Raw genomic sequence first — 17641 nt, 5'->3', positions numbered from 1 at the left:
ATTTTATCTAAGTGCTCTGATTTGTATATCCAAAAAATGGCCGGACAGTGTTGAGGGACATCTGTTCGGTTTTTTTTTGGATATTGATCCAATTAAGTTGGATATGGTTTTCTTATACCTTTCATCATGATTTATGTATTTGGTTAATTATTGTTTACTATGGCAAAATGATTAGTTTAGGGTGACTACCCTTCAATTCCGCTTTAAACTTGACACCGCTTTTCTCCAGCAATCGAAGTACCTCTACAAGTTTTTTATCCCGTCCAATTTCACCATAAAGAAAGGTAGAAGGTACCTGTTCCGGAAAAATGACCTCTATGTTATACCATCTACTTATCGCTCGCATCACGTCTGTCAATCCGGTTTCATAAAACAAAAACTTATCATTTTTCCAAGCGATAAAATGCTGTACATCGACATTCTTTTTGACAATTCCTTTTTCCGACAATGTCGCTTGTTCATTTGGACGCATGGCCATACGACGGTTACCGGATAAAATAGTTATGGCTCCGTTGACCAAGGTAGTAACGGTTCTCTTGTCATCGTCATAAGCAGAGACATTAAATTCTGTTCCGGTGACCTCAATATTTTGATCTTGGGTTTGAACAATAAATTTTTTCTTTTCCCCATTTCTGATTATCCGATCCACCTCAAAATAGGCTTCACCTTCCAAACGAACAACTCGCTTATCTTCCTGAAAAACTAAAGGATAGGTCAATTTTGAAGACGAATTCAACCAAACTTTTGTCCCATCAGGAAGAGTGACTTGGTATTTTCCACCACAGGGTACAACAATATTGGCTGTCATTTTCGACAACTTCTCTTTATCTAGCGAAAAAAGGGGCGTACCATCGCTATAGGTTAAGTGTTGGTCTCCACTTATTCCGTCTTTATCCGCTCTCAAACTTATTTTATGACCATCGGACAGGGTCAATTCAGCTTTGTTTGTACCTGGCTCAACTTTCGCTAGATCAAATTGTTCGGATGGGGAGGTTCTGTCATTGACATAAAAGAATTGATAAGCAAGAAATGCTATTAGGATGGCTGCTGCATACCCAATCCATCGCAAACGAAATCCTTTGTTTTCCTTCTTTTGTCCTCGAAGTATTTTCTCCGAAGTATTTTGTTTAAAATTCGATATCCAGGTATCTCCAAGCTGTTGCCTGAACTCCATGTATGCCAACACATCGTCAAATACGTTATCGTTGGATAACACTTCTTTCAAAAACAGTTCATTCTCGGGATCCTCTTGGGCCCACTTTCTAAGCTCCTTGGTTTCTTCGGAAGTGATGATCCCTTCAATCTGCTTCTTGATAAGAATGGCAATTTCTAGGGTAGTTTTCATTTAGTCTACAATGATTATTGTAGGCTAAAACGACAGAGTCGGAAAAACCTTAGTAACTTTTTTAAAAAATCAATCCACTTTTCCTATGGTTGAATAGGAATCAGGAAAAAAAATATACAATGATGGATTCTTTTGTTTGTTGCTCAAAATCAAAAAAACAAATATAAATCGCTTATTATCAATAGTATAAAACAACAAACACTCTTTATCATAATTATAAAAACTAGCCAATCAATAATACTTTTACGACTGAGAAATAATCAAAAAAAATTAAACAATATAATGATCATACCATGTTTTATAACTATAAAATAAACCAATATTAAATTCTAATAAACTTATTCATACCGTTTTACGGGAAATTTTAATAATTTAATAACAGGAATTTCATCAGTACAAAATAAAATTACCTTTTTTTTGTAAAAAGAATATTTATAGTTTATTCCGATGAAAAGAAGCCTTGATATACTTGTACTCTCAGACATACACTTAGGTACATACGGAAGTAGAGCCAAAGAACTTTTACTTTACCTGGAATCCGTCGCACCCAAGATATTGATCCTCAATGGCGATATTGTAGATATTTGGCAATTTAAAAAAAGCTACTTTCCACAAGATCATTTAAAGGTCATCAAGAAGATTATCGATATGAGCTCAACTGGTACTGAAGTCCATTACATTACTGGTAATCACGACGAAATGTTACGCAAGTTTACGGACCTCAAGTTAGGAAACATCAAACTGAGCAACAAGCTACTTCTTTCACTTAATAATCAAAAGGTATGGATCTTTCATGGCGATGTTTTCGATGCATCCATCCATCATTCAAAATGGTTGGCAAAACTTGGGGGTTGGGGTTATGATAAATTGATCCAACTTAATAATGTGATCAATTATTGTCTAGATAAAATGGGAAAGGAGAAATACTCACTCTCAAAAAAAATAAAAAATTCTGTTAAAAAGGCCGTTAAGTATATCTCAGACTTCGAACATACAGCAACCGAGTTAGCTATTGAGAAAAACTATGATTTTGTAATCTGTGGTCACATTCATCAGCCTCAAATAAAGGAAGTCATTACTCGAAAAGGTACATGCACCTACATGAATTCGGGCGATTGGATTGAAAATCTAAGCAGCTTAGAATACAAAAATGGGGAGTGGAAGCTCTTCTATTTCGAAGAAAACAAGGAGCAAATCCTTAAAAACAAAATCATCGACACCCCACTTTTTAGTCTAGAAGATTTAAAGAAAATTGTCATATCATCTTAGCCGAAAAAGCACAGTAACAATATATCTTGAGAGAAATTATAAAAAGCAAAAAGGCCGAACTAGTTCGGCCTTTTTGCTTTTTATAATTCTATTGTCTCTCCGATTTTTGGAAGAGACAATGAGATGTCCTCATTCTGGAATTTGTCAAAGGCCTTTTGTTTGTCAATCTGAATCGGTGGAAATGAATCGTAGTGGATCCCGACCACACGGGAGCAATTGATAAATTCTGCCGCTCTGATCGCATCATCCACATCCATTGTATAGTACCCGCCAATCGGAAGAAAAGCCCAATCCAGCTTCAGATCAGCAAGCAGCTTCATCTCCATTGTCAAGGCAGTATCACCAGCAAAATAGATCTTTTTGCCGTGTACATTAAAGACAAATCCAACTGGAAACCCACCATATTGGCCATCTGGCGTACTATTGGTATGAGCAGCATAAACCATCTTAACGGAGCCAAAAGGTAACTGTATTGTACCACCGAGATTGAATTCTACAACTTTATCTTCGGGTACCCCTTGTCTCCTTACCCACGCAGCTGTCTCAACGATGGCCAATACTGTCGCATTACTATTCTTTTGAATGGTAGCCATGTCGGCGACATGATCTTGATGTCCGTGGCTCAAAAAGATGTAATCTGGTTTAATCGAATTTACATCAATTGCTTGCGCTAATGGGTTATAAGTTACGAATGGGTCCAACAAAACCTTCGTTCCGTCAAAATCAAACTCAACACAAGATTGACCGTAATAAGTTGCTTTCATAATCATGTATTTATTGATTAAATAATCCGCCTAAGCCGCCTAACATATCTTTACTCGCAGCTTGCATTTCAGCTTGACTGATATTCTCCGCTTGGGCTATTGCTTTATTCAAAGCAACCACTAACAATTCCTCTAATTCTTCTTTATCAGCATTGGACAAAAAAACAGGATCGATCGTAATCTCTTTAATCTCCTTATTGGCTGTCGCCACCACACGGATCAAACCGCCCTCAGCCTCACCGGATACCGAAATGGTATCTAGTCTTTTCTTGATTTCTTCTGCCTTTTGCTGTGCCTGAAATAATTTGTCAAACATATCTATAACATTTATTTGATGCCAATTTACAAAAATCCTCCAATACCTACTATTGCTAATTTACTTTCGCTAATGCTACCCTTTTTGTATTTTTGCAGCATGCAAAGCAATCAAGAAAAATTAGTTGCCCATTTTTTGGAACAGCTGAATCTAAATAACACCACTGTCCCAGCGGAAATATCTGCTAAATTAATGGCAAAGCAATCTGAAATCGTTAGCATTGAAGATGTGATTGCCTATATCAATACGCTTGGGGAAGAATTAAATATCAAGGAAAATGTAGCCGAGCTCATCGAAAAAGTAGAAGATGAGACCAGTATCCTCATTCACAAACTTAAATTTATAACGGCTAGCGACAGACCCAAAGTATTGGTTTTAGATCGAATTGATCCACAGGAGATCAACCAGTCTGCCTTTCTACAAGAATCCATAAAAATCGCAGGTGGAATTCCCACGACAATAGCTCATGAAGCCGATAAAATAATCATAATTGACAGTGATGAAAGTGTATTTACTCAAATACCTTTTTTATTGAATGATCCAGCAATTGCGCAATCAAAGGCGATCGAACTTGATCAGCTATTTATTATGACAAAGCCTAATTTTGCCAGTATTCCAGGCTACGAATACCTAACGGAATTAGAATCTTTAGCCGAGATCTTCCAACCAAAATATTTTGTTTATGGTCACGAAGGCAAAGAATGGTTGCAATTTCAATTGAAATAGAATTATAAATAACAATAGTCAGGCTATCGCATAAAAAAGCATCTTTAAATTGATTAAAGATGCTTTTTTCTTATGGAAAATATTAAATTAACTATATCTTCTGCGTAATACCTCATACAATTTTTCGACGGTATGAGGTTTATCTGCCCATCTGTTCTTAACCGCATAATTCGTTTGCAAAAATGCATCAGCTTCTGCATAACTACTGAATCTATTCAGTAGCTCCACTGCTTCACTGTAAGCTAAACTGTAACCATTGAATAAATCTTTAATAAATAAAAGTTTATCATTCAAACTTATCCCGGTCTTGATGTCAGTCAGTTTATCAGAACTTCCAGATTGGTTCACTTGATATACCCGGTTCTGTACCCCTGCTTGTTTTTGCTGCGAAATAATCTCATTTAACGTAAGCGGTCTCGAAGGTACCTCCTCCACGATTGTATTAACTTCTTCTTGGATAATACTCTCCTGAACTTCCTTAATGATGATCTCTTTTGGTTCTTCTACGATTTCAGTAACGACAACAGGTTCTTCCTCTACAAGTTCTATCGTGGGTTCATCTACTTTATACTGTTTTTCCTCAATATGCTCAACAACAGTTTCATTTATTGTATGATCAGTTTCATGAGTTATTTCCGGTGAATAATGCGCTGTTGATAAGTCATTGGTTTCCTCATTCACTTCAACAGTATCTCCATTTAACTTTGTAGGTTCATCATTGCGAACAATAGCTTTCTCATCGCGTTCCGGTTCCGCAATAGTTTGGCTGGATGCTCGTATCGAAGAAGGTGGCGTAAAATAGTCATTAAATGCTATTTTTCTACTCTCCATCACCGACTCTCGCAAGGTATTTTGACCTTGTCCGCCCTGTAGCACGGCATCTGTTTTAAGTAAGGTGATATAAGCCGCAACAGATTGTGCTTTAGCTTCCAAGTTCACTAGCTCACCTATTTCAGTACCAGTGTTCCTTTCTGACAAAGCCAAATACTGTGCATTCAAATCCTGTAATAAATCTCCTATCTTATTAAAAATTTCCTCTTTAGTACCCATAATTTTATTTGAAATCGCCTATTAATCGTTTATAACACCTATACATTCTCTAACCTAAAAAGTGGAAAACTCAATCCTTTGATTTATAAATATTTGAATCCGTATTCACTTTTTTGCTACTCAAATTTAATATTTAATTTCGATATTAGCGTTGTCAAAAACAGAATATAATAGGAGGTCTATTGACAAATAATACCTTATTTGCCGGCTATCCAAAAAAATAATTTAATCAAATGCTTTTTTCCGAACATAATCTGACATTGCGACCAGCTCGATATGGAAGTATTGAAGTTATCTGTGGGTCAATGTTCTCTGGCAAGACCGAAGAGTTAATACGCAGGCTAAAACGGGCACAATATGCGCGACTAAATGTTGAAATTTTCAAACCTTCCGTGGATAAACGATATGATGAAAAATTAGTCGTTTCTCATGATAGCAATAGTATACCCTCCACCCCTGTCGAAAATTCATCAGCGATATTACTATTGAGTTCGGCCACCCAAGTTGTCGGAATAGATGAAGCGCAATTTTTTGATGACGGATTGACAGAAGTATGTGTCAAATTGGCAAATAGTGGCGTTCGTGTAATTATTGCAGGATTGGATATGGATTATAAGGGACAGCCTTTCGGTCCTATCCCTAGTTTGATGGCTGTAGCTGAACATGTCACCAAAGTCCATGCAGTTTGCATGCAATGCGGAGCTCCAGCAAATTATTCATATCGATTGACAAAAGATACCCAGACCGTACTCCTTGGTGAAAAAGATGCCTATGAGCCACGCTGTAGACAATGTTATTATCATTTAGATCAACAAGGCATCTAATTCCAGCCCAGAAAACGATAATTACAATTCCAGTCCTACTCCTACATTCTGCGAGGAACGTAGCTGGCTCGTATTTTCCTACACAATTGACTATCGGCAGTCTTCAAGTTAGCATAGCTACATTTATAATATTTCTGTTAAAAATAACTGCCAAATAGACTAGAAATCTATTTGGCATAGGATTTGAAATATACTTTACAAATAAGAAGATAAACGCTTTTAAAGCGACAAAATACTTTTCATAATTTAGGTTTATAATTGGTTAGTTTGCACCTCCTTGCCCATCAAGGAGGTGTTTTTTTATTTCATAAAAAACGCTGCCCCTTTCACAAAAGAGCAGCGTTCCTATTAGACATTTTCCTTTATTCCATTAAGGTTGTACACGGTAATTAATCACCTTTCGACCTATATTTCCTGTTTGGTCCATTCCCTCTACAATTACTTTATAATTACCATTTCCATCAGCATTGTAGAATTGTATTGCTGTCTCCCCTGTCTCCGTTACCTGTACTTTCGGGTTCCAATAAATTGTAGTCCGCAGATCGTTGGCTGATTTTTGTTCAGGTGTATCGTACTTTGGCGTGTAGAACTTACGTTCCTTAACATAACCTAGCGGGAACATATCGATAACATTCGATTTTGGCAACAATTTCTCAATTTCACTTAGCGCCATCCGAGGTTTCTTGGCTTCAACTTTCTTGGTATAAATAGACACAACACCATTGTTTTGATACATTCTTGACACTGTACCCAATTCGTCACGCAAAAAGATTTCTATTCCCTCGATATCTGCAACGTTGATACTATTTAATCCAGGTTCGTCAATAGCCATACCATTTAGAAAAAACTGAACTGGGGTACGTCCACCGGCATTGTAATCGCGCGAAACATAATATTTCAATGTTTGTGGATCATAGGTAATGCCTGTCAAAACGGTTTGCAGACACATGGTCAATACATTACACCCAGTCAAACGCTCGGCTTCGATACGATGTTCAGGCATTGATAAACCTGAAATTGCAGGGAAATCCTTATTTGTAATTACCTTCTTCTGTACAGCCGTCACTTCTACTTCATCCAATAAGATAGATTTTCTATATTCTTTACGACTGTTATCCAAATAAGGAGCGAATGCTTGATCTATATTGGGAACGAAATAGCTTTTATAACCATTATTTTTGTCGATTTCAGGATAATAAGTCTGATCCATATTGATCACCAAACTACGGTAATTATCATTTGACCTTGCATTTACCGTCACTTTCGATGAATCCGGAAAAACGAGATCTTTGAACGTAAAACGACCGTTTTGATCGGTATATACATCTTTTTTAATATTCCGTGAAGGCACAGACAACAACAAGCCACCATTAGGATACGGGCGGCCCGTGTTCATCCGTAAAATACCCGACAATTCTATCCCTTGCTCTGGAAGAAAACTGATCTGCGGCAACTTTTCGGAGATTAAAGCAGGGTAATCAAAACGACGATATCCCTGAGTCATTAATAATGCATCCAACGCCTTTTCTCTATTCGGATTTTTTTCATCAAAATATGCATTTGGATTTTCGACATTCCCTTTCAACTCTGAAGTCAACAAAAAGTTGCTTACAATGGAGAGATCAGCCTGATCATTGTAGGGAACCTTAGACTCATCAATAACAGAAACGGAATAACTACCGGGATATTTCTGTCCATTATTATCAACTGAAAGTTTCAGGTTGACCAGATCCTTCGCCTTATAACTTTGCTTATCACTTGCAACTTGAATATTAAGCAATTTCTCACTCTGAACAAATGCCAAACGTTCACTTACAGGTTTGCCATCCGGGGTCAATAAAGTAACCTGAGCAATTCCATTTGGCAGACGTTCCTTTGGAATATTAACCAGCGCAGAAGAAGATTTTAAATTCACCTGAGCTCCAAAGCAAAGATGTCCATTGGATTGAACCAATACATAATAGGATTGTCCCTGATTTTTAGAAAAATTCTCTTCACTGGTCACTACAGCAAATTCAGCATTCTTTTCATCCTGCTTAACAAACACAACATTTGCTTTATCATTAACAACAGCCGGAAGTTTATATTTACGTTCCTGTCCATTGTCAAATTTTATGGCTGCCTGATAGTTTTCTCCAGCCAAAGGTAATAAAGAGAAATAGCCCATACCCGATCCAAAATCTTCAAATTCTGCGACCGACTTTCCTTTAGAATCAAGGATTGTTCCTTTCACCTTCAAACTCTTACCATCGGATCCTACAGCTTTAAAAGCAACTTTCTTAGCAAATCCAGCAATTAAGTCACCACCTTCCGGAAAAAACTGCACATCAGCATCCCACAAAGCATTTTTGAGCAGGAAAGAACTGGACAAAGGTTTTTCATTCTTATTTTCTTGTATACTTACCTTTAATTGTCCCTTCTCTAAATCAGCCTTCTCCTTTGCCGATAAACTAATCGTCACCTTTCCCATAGCGTCCGTTTCACCTTTACCCTTATCTACCGTTTCCCATCCAGCAACAAATTCCCAGTTGATCTTAGAATTAATCATCGGTTTACCTGCGCGATCCCTAAACTGTATTACCGCCTGACTTTTATTTCCGTTAAGATTATTCTGAAATTCAATATTGGTGATCAATTTTTTATTGATCACATCACCTATCGGAACTATTTTATTAAAAAAATAAGATGCGTCAAAGTTTGACATCCATTTTGTATACGCTCTGAAACGATAGTTGTCTTGTGTCATGAACTGCGGATCGAGGACCATCTGCCCATTTCCAACACCTTTATCCAGTGGGATCCTAAACGTTTGGATCAAAGAGTCTCGGCTATTCAAAACTTCCACATAGGCTATTTTGCTTGGTTCATATTCTGGAAGATTACGTGACAAATAGGAAGAAAACCATAAGGTATCCCCTACTGCATAATAAGGTTTATCAAAATGCAGATGTACTTTTTCTGTTGGGTAGCCCTGAAAATATTTTTGAACCCGTTCTACGATTGTATTAATAGGTAATGTAGGTGCAGTCTGTGCATAGGTTGACCCGACTCCTAAAATCCCTATCGATAAAGTCAATAGTTTTATGTGCTTCATTGAAAGTCTTAGAATTAAAAAAAGAATAGCTAAATATATTCAATTTTAACCAAAGGCCCATCCTATTATGGTATTTTTAACATTTATTATACCTTATACCCGATCCAAGTAACCGACTAAAGTAAAGGTGCCAATAAACGGCAGATGGAATCCACCCCACGTTTCCAACGGCTTCTTTGCATCCATTTACGAATTGTAATTAAATCCGAGGATTCAATATCTGCAAGAAATTGATTGTTCATACGTTCACAAAGCGCTTTGTCAGATACAATTCCAGATATCTCAAAATTGATATAAAAGCTTCTGATATCCAAGTTGGTTGTCCCGATATAGGCTAGTTTGCCATCAATACAGATTGTTTTGGCATGGAGAAATCCTTTGGTATATAGGTATACATTTACTCCCCTTTCGAGCAGCGGTTTAATAAAGGAAAAGGAAGCATGTTGTACAAAAAAGGAATCAGATTGCGCAGGTAACATGAGATCAACTCGAACTCCCGAAGAAACCGCCAACATCAATGCAGTTGTTAATTGGTCACTTGGAATAAAATAAGGCGTACACAATTGTACATATTCTTTTGCTTCATTGATCCCCGCTATAATTGCCTCCATATTGAACGGAGCGGGAGAACCGGGATCACTAGCTGTAAACCCAACACCACTCGCATCTTCATTTGTGATCGGGAATCTATTTAAATAGCCTTTACCCAGTTCAAATGATTCCGCATCCGTTTGGTTCCAACTGTTCCAAAATTGAATTTGTAAGGTATTTACGGCAGCACCAATGATCATCATCGCAGTATCGCGCCAATAAACATCATTTTTCCCATTGTTGATATAACGATCCGAAATATTGATTCCGCCAACAAAACCAACTTTTCCATCAATCACCGCAATCTTACGGTGATTTCGGTAGTTACTATTTGCCAATGAAGTAAAAGTAACTGGGAGAAAAGCTTCAAAAAGAAAATCGCGTTTATGTCGACGCAAATATTTAATCACATCAGGTGCTCCAAAACTGTCTAGGATCAAACGTACCGTCACCCCAGATTTTGCCTTCTCTTCCAAAATGTCCAATATTTCACGACCGATTTCATCCATTTCCCAGATATAGTACTCCATATGGATGGAATGTTTTGCATTTTTCAATTGCTGAATCAGTACCGGAAACTTTTCCTCGCCATTAATAAATAAGGTAACATCGTTATTCAGGGAGAATGTGGATATTTTCTGGTTTTTGAGGTATCGATACACCATGGCTAAACTACCGATGCGTTCGTTCAGCGTATCAATATGTTCTTCCATAATTTCCGATTCCTTACGCCAAGCATCAAGCAATTTCTTTGATTGCTCGCGATACATCCGTTTCATCCTTTTTACCTTCTTGAATTTCTGCCCAAAGAAATAATAACTGAGCAAACCGATTACGGGTAGAAAGACAATCACCATAATCCAAGCAATCGTTTTGGCAGGATTGCGGTTTTCGATCAAGATGGTACCGATGACACCAATATATAAAATGAGTAAGGGAATCCAGTAATATTGTAAAGCAATTTGTAAAATATGATGAAGTACCTCCATATGATGCGCTAAGTTTAATATCAAATATAATACTTAGCACTGACAAATTGTTTGCTGTTAAGCACAGTTTATCGCACCATCAATATGAATTAAAGGGCTTAAATAGGGGATATCTAAGTTTGCACCTCGGAGTATAAACCAGATTCCCAGCAAAAAATATAACAAGGGAATCCATTTAGAAAAGCCAATTTTGAAAGATCTGGAAAAGTTTCCCAAAAAGGAAAACAAAAATAAGAGCGGAATTGTCCCCAATCCAAAGCACAGCATAAATAGGAAACTCTGTTGTGAACTGTCTGCATTCATTGCGGACATTAAAGCCATATAAACCATACCACAGGGCAATAATCCGTTCAATATCCCAGCGATAAAACTCCCCCCAGGTTTATATAACCATTTCGACAGAAGCCTGACAACAGGCTGCACGGAACGAGTCTGCAAACTGGCAATTGTACGATTGTTTTTCCCTATAAGCTGAACCACTGCAATCAGCACTAATATTACTCCCGTGATCCAGCTCAATGCACGTTGCCAGCCTTGGACTTGAGCAAATGTACCTATAGTTCCCAAAAGAAAACCTAGACTACCGTAAGTCAAAACCCTGCCTAACTGATAAAGTACTTTATTTAGAAAAACAGCCCAGCTTAGTCCTTGCCTACCCTCAATTGCAAAAATTAGGGGACCACACATGACCGCACAATGTATGCTTCCAAACAAGCCCATAAAAAATGCAAAGTAGGTGTAACTCATTTTCTCGGTTTAAAATAAAATATGTTCCTCAAATAGAAAGTCCTTACCAGCGCTTTCCCAGTCAACATACAAATTCCACATCCCTTTATCGAATGAGGAAATGGGCAATGTAAACAGATTACCTGTTGTCTGAAATGGCAACTCCTTATCTAGCGTATTATCTGAAGGCTTACGGAACAAGAGCTTACCCCTATTCACTTTGGAGACGAAATGGATATAAAGTGTATCTTTTCTAAGCTCGATAGTTGGCGTCTCTTTCATGTTCAGCACATTCTGTTTCTTTTCATAAGCTTGATCATAGTTCAAACCCTGTTCATAGTAGTCATCTTCTTCCAAGCTGTCCGAGTTGTGGCTGACCATATACACTCCAGCCCCGACAATGCACAACATAAATACCGCCAAGCTCAAAAAAATTTTTGTACCCCAATTCATTATTTTTATTTTTTAATTCATGCCAGGAGGAGCAATGAAAGTAGTTTTTAGACTTTCCACCTTCTTGTCCCCTGAATAGATAGATAATTTGATATTACTTTTATACGTTTCGACGTCTTTGTTCGCGATAATTAGAAAAAAGCTTAAGGAGGCATGCCCATCTTTACTGAGCTTCTGGATAGGATTGACCAGTTGAATCTTCAGCCTCGGATCTTCACATATCAACCTAAAAGGCATTTCCTTCCCAGATTTGTTGATTAATTCCAAAGCATAAAGATTACTGATCGTCTTATCGTCCCGAAGCTGGTAGGTACTTCCTTTCGCCCGTAACAAACGACCGTCAACCTGAGAGCGATTGAACAACAGAAAACCAAATACCGTCATCAACAATACCAAGACGATAGAGTAAGCAACAGCGCGGATATTACTTTTCTTCTTGAGTGTGCCTTCAATTTCCCCCATGGGATAAAAACCGATCAGTTTTTTTGGCTTTCCAATTTTTCCCATGACAGCATCACAAGCATCAATGCAAGCTGTACAGCTTACGCATTCCAACTGTAGTCCCTTACGGATATCTATTCCAGTTGGACAAACGTGAACACAGAGCTTGCAGTCAACACAGTCACCTTGTGCCGTGGAAGTATCTTTTTGTTGTTTTCCTCTTGGTTCACCACGTCTATGATCATAGGCTACAGTGATACTTTGATCATCCAAAAGAACCCCCTGTAATCTGCCATAGGGACAAATTGCGATGCACACAATTTCTCTGACATAAGCAAATACCGCGTAAAATACCAGTGTGAATAAGATAATGGAGACCAAACCGCCTATATGCTGATCCATTGGATCGCTGATGATTTTAATCAACGCATCCGAACCTATAATATAAGCCAAAAAGATATTCGATATAAAAAACGAAATGATCAAAAAGATGCTGTGCTTCAACACTTTCTTCAACTGCTTTTGATCCGTGTTGGGGCCTTCATTTAATTTCTTCTGTTGCTGCCAATCTCCTTCAATCCAATACTCTATCCTTCTAAAGATCAATTCGAGAAAAATCGTTTGTGGACATGTCCATCCACACCAGACCCGACCAAATACAACCGTAAATAGCACAACACAGACCATTACGATCAACATTCCAAACACAAATATGTAGAGATCCTGAGGATAGAAAAGGCTGCCCAAAATCGAAAATTTCCGTTCAATAATATTGAACATCAAGAATGGTTCACCGTTTATCTTGATGAAAGGAGCTAGAAATAAGAACAGTAGTAGTGTATAACCAACCCACTGTCTCTTTTTATAAAGTGCTCCCTGCGGTTTTTTGGCATAAATCCACTGTCTCTTTTTTGACTTAGATCCGCCATTATTGGCATTATTAACTACTACTGTACTCATTTCAGTCTCGATTTACTACTCAGCTTCTTTTTCTGTCCCTGTACCATCTTTTGGTTGTGCGGCATCCTCAGCATTCCCATAGGCTACCTCTTCTCCTTGCGCTTCCTTTGGATTGGCCGGATGTGTATCTCTCAGCGTGACAATGTAACTTGCCACCTGTGCAATTTGAGCCGGACTCAAAGTCTGTTCCCAAGGCACCATTCCTTTATCCGGAACACCATACTTAATTGTTTTGAAAAGATCTTTGATCTCCCCGCCATGTAACCAAAATTTATCCGTTAAATTAGGTCCAATACCACCTTCCCCGTTTCCTCCATGACAGGCGACACAGTTTGCAGCGAATATTGCTTTTCCCTCAACAGCCATATCCGGTTCAAATTCAACCGTATTTTCATCAACATTACTCGCAGAAGCAGCTAAATAAGCCTGTCTTTCTTTTTCTGCAACAACCATTTCATGTGCGTACTCCTGATCTTGATTCATACCGATCCCAGAGACCTGATAGATGAATAAGTAGACCACACCAAAGAAGATTGTTCCATAGAACAAAAAATTAAACCAGATTGGAATGGGATTATCCAGTTCTCGGATACCATCGTATTCGTGATCGATAACAATGTCCTTTTCCTCAGAAATAGGTCTAATCCCCATGATCTTATTCCAAGATCGTTTCAACCATCCTTTATTGGCTAATTTCTTGAGTTCTTCTTCTTTGACCAATTCAGGCATCGTAATCTTAATGATGGATTTCATTGCGCGGTTGACCATCAGTGCCGAGGCCAAAAGAGCCAACATCACGACAATCAATACGATAATTAAGATATCTGTGTATAAATTATCCGTACCAAAACCCCAGGTAGACTGAACAGCTTCTACCGTGGCAGGTGCGGTATCTAATAATAAACTCATATACTATATACTTTCAGGTGAATGATTCATTTCCTTTTCAGTTTCCTCTTCCAAAGGCAATTCCTTCATGTAAGTCACATAGTCCTTTTTCATGCGAAACAACATAATTGCGACTGAGATAAAGAAAATCAGGAATATCCAAAGTGACACAATAAGGTAAAGCTCACTTCCGTTCAAATTTGTGATTTGTTTAAACATAGCGCTATTGATTTACGTTAACATCCTCAGCCACTTTCGGAGCTGCTTTTATATCTGTTCCCAATCGTTGTAGATAAGCTATTACTGCTATTATTTCACTATCGGCTAACACATTGACTTGATTTTGTTTCAGATCATCCGCAATTTTCTGTGCTTGTTTGTTCAGATCTTGTTCTGCATTCGCTATTGCCACATCCGTATAGGGGATTCCCAATTTGCGAAGGGCTTTCATTTTATCTTTTAGAATCGTATTATCCAGCTTTTGGTCGATTAGCCAAGGATATGAAGGCATAATACTTCCAGGAGAGGTAATGGTTGGATCTAAAAGATGATCAAAATGCCACTTATTAGGATATTTAGAACCAATACGATGCAAATCAGGTCCAGTTCGTTTCGATCCCCATAAGAATGGTGTATCGTAAACATATTCACCAGCTTTGCTATACTCGCCATAACGGGCAGTCTCCGATCTAAATGGCCGAATAGTCTGTGTATGACAATTCACACAACCTTCCCTTACATAGAGATCCCGACCCTGCAGTTCCAACGCAGTATAAGGTTGTACACTTGCGATTGTCGGTACGTTTTTTGAAATGGTAAATGTTGGAACCATTTCAACCATGCCACCGATTAGAATTGCAATAAGTGCCAATACCATAAACAAAATGGGCTTACGTTCAAGACGGCGATGTTGAGATTGCTCATTGACCTGAACTGGTAATAAAGCAGGAGCTTCAGCAGGTTCATTTGCCAAAAGTTTCCCTTGCTTCATCGTCTTAATCAAGTTGAATGTCATCAAGAAAACCCCAGACAGGTATAGTGCACCACCTACTGCTCTCATCATGTGCATTGGAAGGATTTCCAATGTTGTAGCTAAGAAGTTTGGATACTTCAATACGCCTTCCGGTGTAAACTCTTTCCACATCAAGCCCTGCACAACTGCTGCCCAATACATTGGAATGGCATAAAATAAAATCCCCAATGTACCAATCCAAAAGTGTGTCGATGCTAGCTTTTTAGAATATAATTCCGTTTTGTAAATACGTGGGATCAACCAATAAAGAATACCGAAGGTCATAAATCCGTTCCATCCTAATGCTCCTACGTGTACGTGTGCAACGATCCAATCGGTAAAGTGTGCGATTGCATTGACTTGCTTTAAAGACAACATTGGTCCTTCAAAGGTTGCCATACCATAACAGGTCAGTGCTACAACCATAAATTTCAGCATCGGTTCTGTCCGCACCTTATCCCAGGCACCACGCAGCGTTAACAGACCGTTTATCATACCACCCCAGCTTGGTGCAATCAACATAATCGAGAATACAACTCCTAAGGATTGTACCCAGCTTGGTAATGCTGTATATAACAAATGGTGAGGTCCGGCCCAGATATAGATAAAGATCAGTGACCAAAAGTGCAGAATACTCAATTTATAGGAATAGACGGGACGGTTAGCCATTTTTGGCAAAAAGTAATACATCATCCCCAGGTAAGGAGTCGTTAGGAAAAAAGCCACAGCATTATGGCCATACCACCATTGTACCAATGCATCCTGAACGCCTTTGTATACATAGTAGCTTTTCCATCCGGCTACAGGCAGTTGAATGGAGTTAACGATATGCAAGACTGCTACAGTAACAAACGTAGCGATATAGAACCAAACTGCAACATACATATGACGTTCGCGTCGTTTGATAATTGTGCCAAACATATTGATTCCAAATACAACCCAGATCAGGGTAATTGCAATGTCAATTGGCCACTCCATTTCAGCATACTCATGACTTGAAGTCAGCCCTAGTGGCAATGTGATAGCCGAGGCAACAATGATCAATTGCCAGCCCCAGAAATGAAGCTTACTCAGGACGTCGCTAAACATTCTTGCTTTAAGCACCCGCTGCAAGGAGTAATAGACTCCCATAAAAATACCGTTACCCACGAAGGCGAATATCACAGCGTTGGTATGTACTGGACGTACACGGCCAAATGTTGTGTATTGCAATCCGAAGTTCATTTGAGGCCAGACAAGTTGCGTTGCCACAAGCAATCCTATGGTCATACCAACTATCCCCCAAATAATGGTAGCGATTCCGAAATTTCTGACAATTCTATTGTCGTAATTAAACTGCTCTAACTGCATTACTTAAATTGTTGATTCTGAATCAAAAGTAAGCAGCATTTTATGACAATCTAATGATAGAGAATGCGTACAAAAGTGATGTACGTCACTTTATTTTAATGAGTCAAATTCTCGAATATCCGTTGTGCAATAATTGATTTTAAGCCGTTTAGACAAAAACAAGAAATAGCATATTGATTCACACGATCCATTTTGATAACAAAAGTGACGGCGATCACTTTCATAGGGGAGGTGGGTATATTTTAATATGTAAATGCATGATGTTCGGAGCTGCTCTATCGCCAGCGAGAGGTCAATGGCATTTATATAATCGCAGCCCGAATTCTATTCAGGAAAAATTCACATAAAAGCAATCATTGCAGTAAAAGTCGCAATAACATCGGCGAAGATATAGCCTTAGATGACAAACAGGATATACACCGTCATGATAAGGCGTGTCCTACACAGAATTTCCGCTGTAGGGTCATTGATCTGTGGAAAGTATATATAAACGCATAGCACAGCATCTCAGACCAGTACCTGGCAGAACCGTATTTAATGGCAGCATTTCGGGATCGGATCCCTGGAGCATTTATGGCGAAACCATTGTTCTTTTGGAATCTTTTGGATAGTATCTAAACAGAGTCATAACGCAGTACCTTAGATCGGAGCTATATAGGTTTGTACCTGACAGTACTATTCCTGAGCTGAGTCTTTTGTGTGGCTTTTGGGCCAGAGCCGTTGCCCTTTGGAAAGTATCCAAATGGATACCTTTTGGGAAGTATGTAAACGAAAGAAGCCCTTGACTGTTTCCAGCAAGGGCTTCCGTGTAAAAAAAGGCACCGACCTACTCTCCCACCTGTT

At 38.5% G+C, this 17641-nt stretch carries 15 protein-coding genes; 3 read left to right on the top strand and 12 right to left on the bottom strand.

Annotated features, from left to right (window positions below; genetic code table 11):
- Nucleotides 1-157: 157 nt before the first annotated feature.
- Entirely contained in the window at nt 158-1345 is a 1188-nt protein-coding gene (locus DFQ12_RS18665) for a FecR family protein (RefSeq protein WP_120260580.1), read from the bottom strand.
- Between the two features lie 447 nt (nt 1346-1792).
- On the opposite strand from DFQ12_RS18665, the gene DFQ12_RS18660 reads away from it, so the two are divergent.
- Nucleotides 1793-2614: a UDP-2,3-diacylglucosamine diphosphatase gene (locus DFQ12_RS18660; RefSeq protein ID WP_120260579.1), complete on the top strand. Its 822-nt coding sequence runs from the start codon at nt 1793-1795 to the stop codon at nt 2612-2614.
- A gap of 80 nt (nt 2615-2694) precedes the next feature.
- Here DFQ12_RS18660 and DFQ12_RS18655 read toward each other — a convergent pair whose 3' ends face one another.
- Nucleotides 2695-3378: a metal-dependent hydrolase gene (locus DFQ12_RS18655; RefSeq protein ID WP_120260578.1), complete on the bottom strand. Its 684-nt coding sequence runs from the start codon at nt 3376-3378 to the stop codon at nt 2695-2697.
- A gap of 10 nt (nt 3379-3388) precedes the next feature.
- Nucleotides 3389-3694: a YbaB/EbfC family nucleoid-associated protein gene (locus DFQ12_RS18650; RefSeq protein ID WP_120260577.1), complete on the bottom strand. Its 306-nt coding sequence runs from the start codon at nt 3692-3694 to the stop codon at nt 3389-3391.
- A gap of 99 nt (nt 3695-3793) precedes the next feature.
- On the opposite strand from DFQ12_RS18650, the gene DFQ12_RS18645 reads away from it, so the two are divergent.
- Nucleotides 3794-4420: a substrate-binding domain-containing protein gene (locus DFQ12_RS18645; RefSeq protein ID WP_120260576.1), complete on the top strand. Its 627-nt coding sequence runs from the start codon at nt 3794-3796 to the stop codon at nt 4418-4420.
- An 87-nt stretch (nt 4421-4507) separates the two neighbouring features.
- Here the strand turns inward: DFQ12_RS18645 and DFQ12_RS18640 are convergent, their stop codons facing one another.
- Nucleotides 4508-5470, bottom strand: coding sequence for a hypothetical protein (locus DFQ12_RS18640; RefSeq protein ID WP_120260575.1), 963 nt, complete (start codon nt 5468-5470; stop codon nt 4508-4510).
- Nucleotides 5471-5703: 233 nt separating this feature from the next.
- On the opposite strand from DFQ12_RS18640, the gene DFQ12_RS18635 reads away from it, so the two are divergent.
- Nucleotides 5704-6294, top strand: a complete 591-nt coding sequence (locus DFQ12_RS18635; RefSeq protein WP_120260574.1) for a thymidine kinase — start codon at nt 5704-5706, stop codon at nt 6292-6294.
- 370 nt (nt 6295-6664) lie between these two features.
- Here the strand turns inward: DFQ12_RS18635 and DFQ12_RS18630 are convergent, their stop codons facing one another.
- The 8 genes from DFQ12_RS18630 to ccoN all read right to left on the bottom strand — a co-directional run bounded on the left by DFQ12_RS18630 (nt 6665) and on the right by ccoN (nt 16798).
- Entirely contained in the window at nt 6665-9388 is a 2724-nt protein-coding gene (locus DFQ12_RS18630; protein ID WP_120260573.1) for a carboxypeptidase regulatory-like domain-containing protein, read from the bottom strand.
- Between the two features lie 116 nt (nt 9389-9504).
- Nucleotides 9505-10968 (bottom strand): cardiolipin synthase, encoded by a 1464-nt coding sequence (cls, locus tag DFQ12_RS18625; protein WP_120260572.1) that lies wholly within the window; start codon nt 10966-10968, stop codon nt 9505-9507.
- Nucleotides 10969-11025: 57 nt separating this feature from the next.
- Complete coding sequence (locus DFQ12_RS18620; protein ID WP_120260571.1) at nt 11026-11715, bottom strand: sulfite exporter TauE/SafE family protein; 690 nt, start codon at nt 11713-11715, stop codon at nt 11026-11028.
- 9 nt (nt 11716-11724) lie between these two features.
- The gene (locus tag DFQ12_RS18615) at nt 11725-12147 is read right to left on the bottom strand and encodes a FixH family protein (RefSeq protein ID WP_120260570.1); all 423 of its coding nucleotides are present in this window, start codon (nt 12145-12147) and stop codon (nt 11725-11727) included.
- Nucleotides 12148-12159: 12 nt separating this feature from the next.
- On the bottom strand, nt 12160-13548 hold the full coding sequence (gene ccoG, locus DFQ12_RS18610; RefSeq protein WP_120260569.1) for a cytochrome c oxidase accessory protein CcoG: 1389 nt from the start codon (nt 13546-13548) through the stop codon (nt 12160-12162).
- 15 nt (nt 13549-13563) lie between these two features.
- Entirely contained in the window at nt 13564-14457 is an 894-nt protein-coding gene (locus DFQ12_RS18605) for a cbb3-type cytochrome c oxidase N-terminal domain-containing protein (protein ID WP_120260568.1), read from the bottom strand.
- Between the two features lie 3 nt (nt 14458-14460).
- Nucleotides 14461-14655 (bottom strand): hypothetical protein, encoded by a 195-nt coding sequence (locus tag DFQ12_RS18600; protein ID WP_120260567.1) that lies wholly within the window; start codon nt 14653-14655, stop codon nt 14461-14463.
- A 4-nt stretch (nt 14656-14659) separates the two neighbouring features.
- Complete coding sequence (gene ccoN / locus DFQ12_RS18595; RefSeq protein WP_120260566.1) at nt 14660-16798, bottom strand: cytochrome-c oxidase, cbb3-type subunit I; 2139 nt, start codon at nt 16796-16798, stop codon at nt 14660-14662.
- Nucleotides 16799-17641: the final 843 nt, after the last annotated feature.

Origin of the sequence: Sphingobacterium detergens, from assembly GCF_003610355.1 — a bacterium.
GTDB classification, from domain to species: domain Bacteria; phylum Bacteroidota; class Bacteroidia; order Sphingobacteriales; family Sphingobacteriaceae; genus Sphingobacterium; species Sphingobacterium detergens.
The sequence above is the reverse complement of the archived record's forward strand: the minus strand, read 5'-3'. Positions and strand labels throughout refer to the sequence as shown.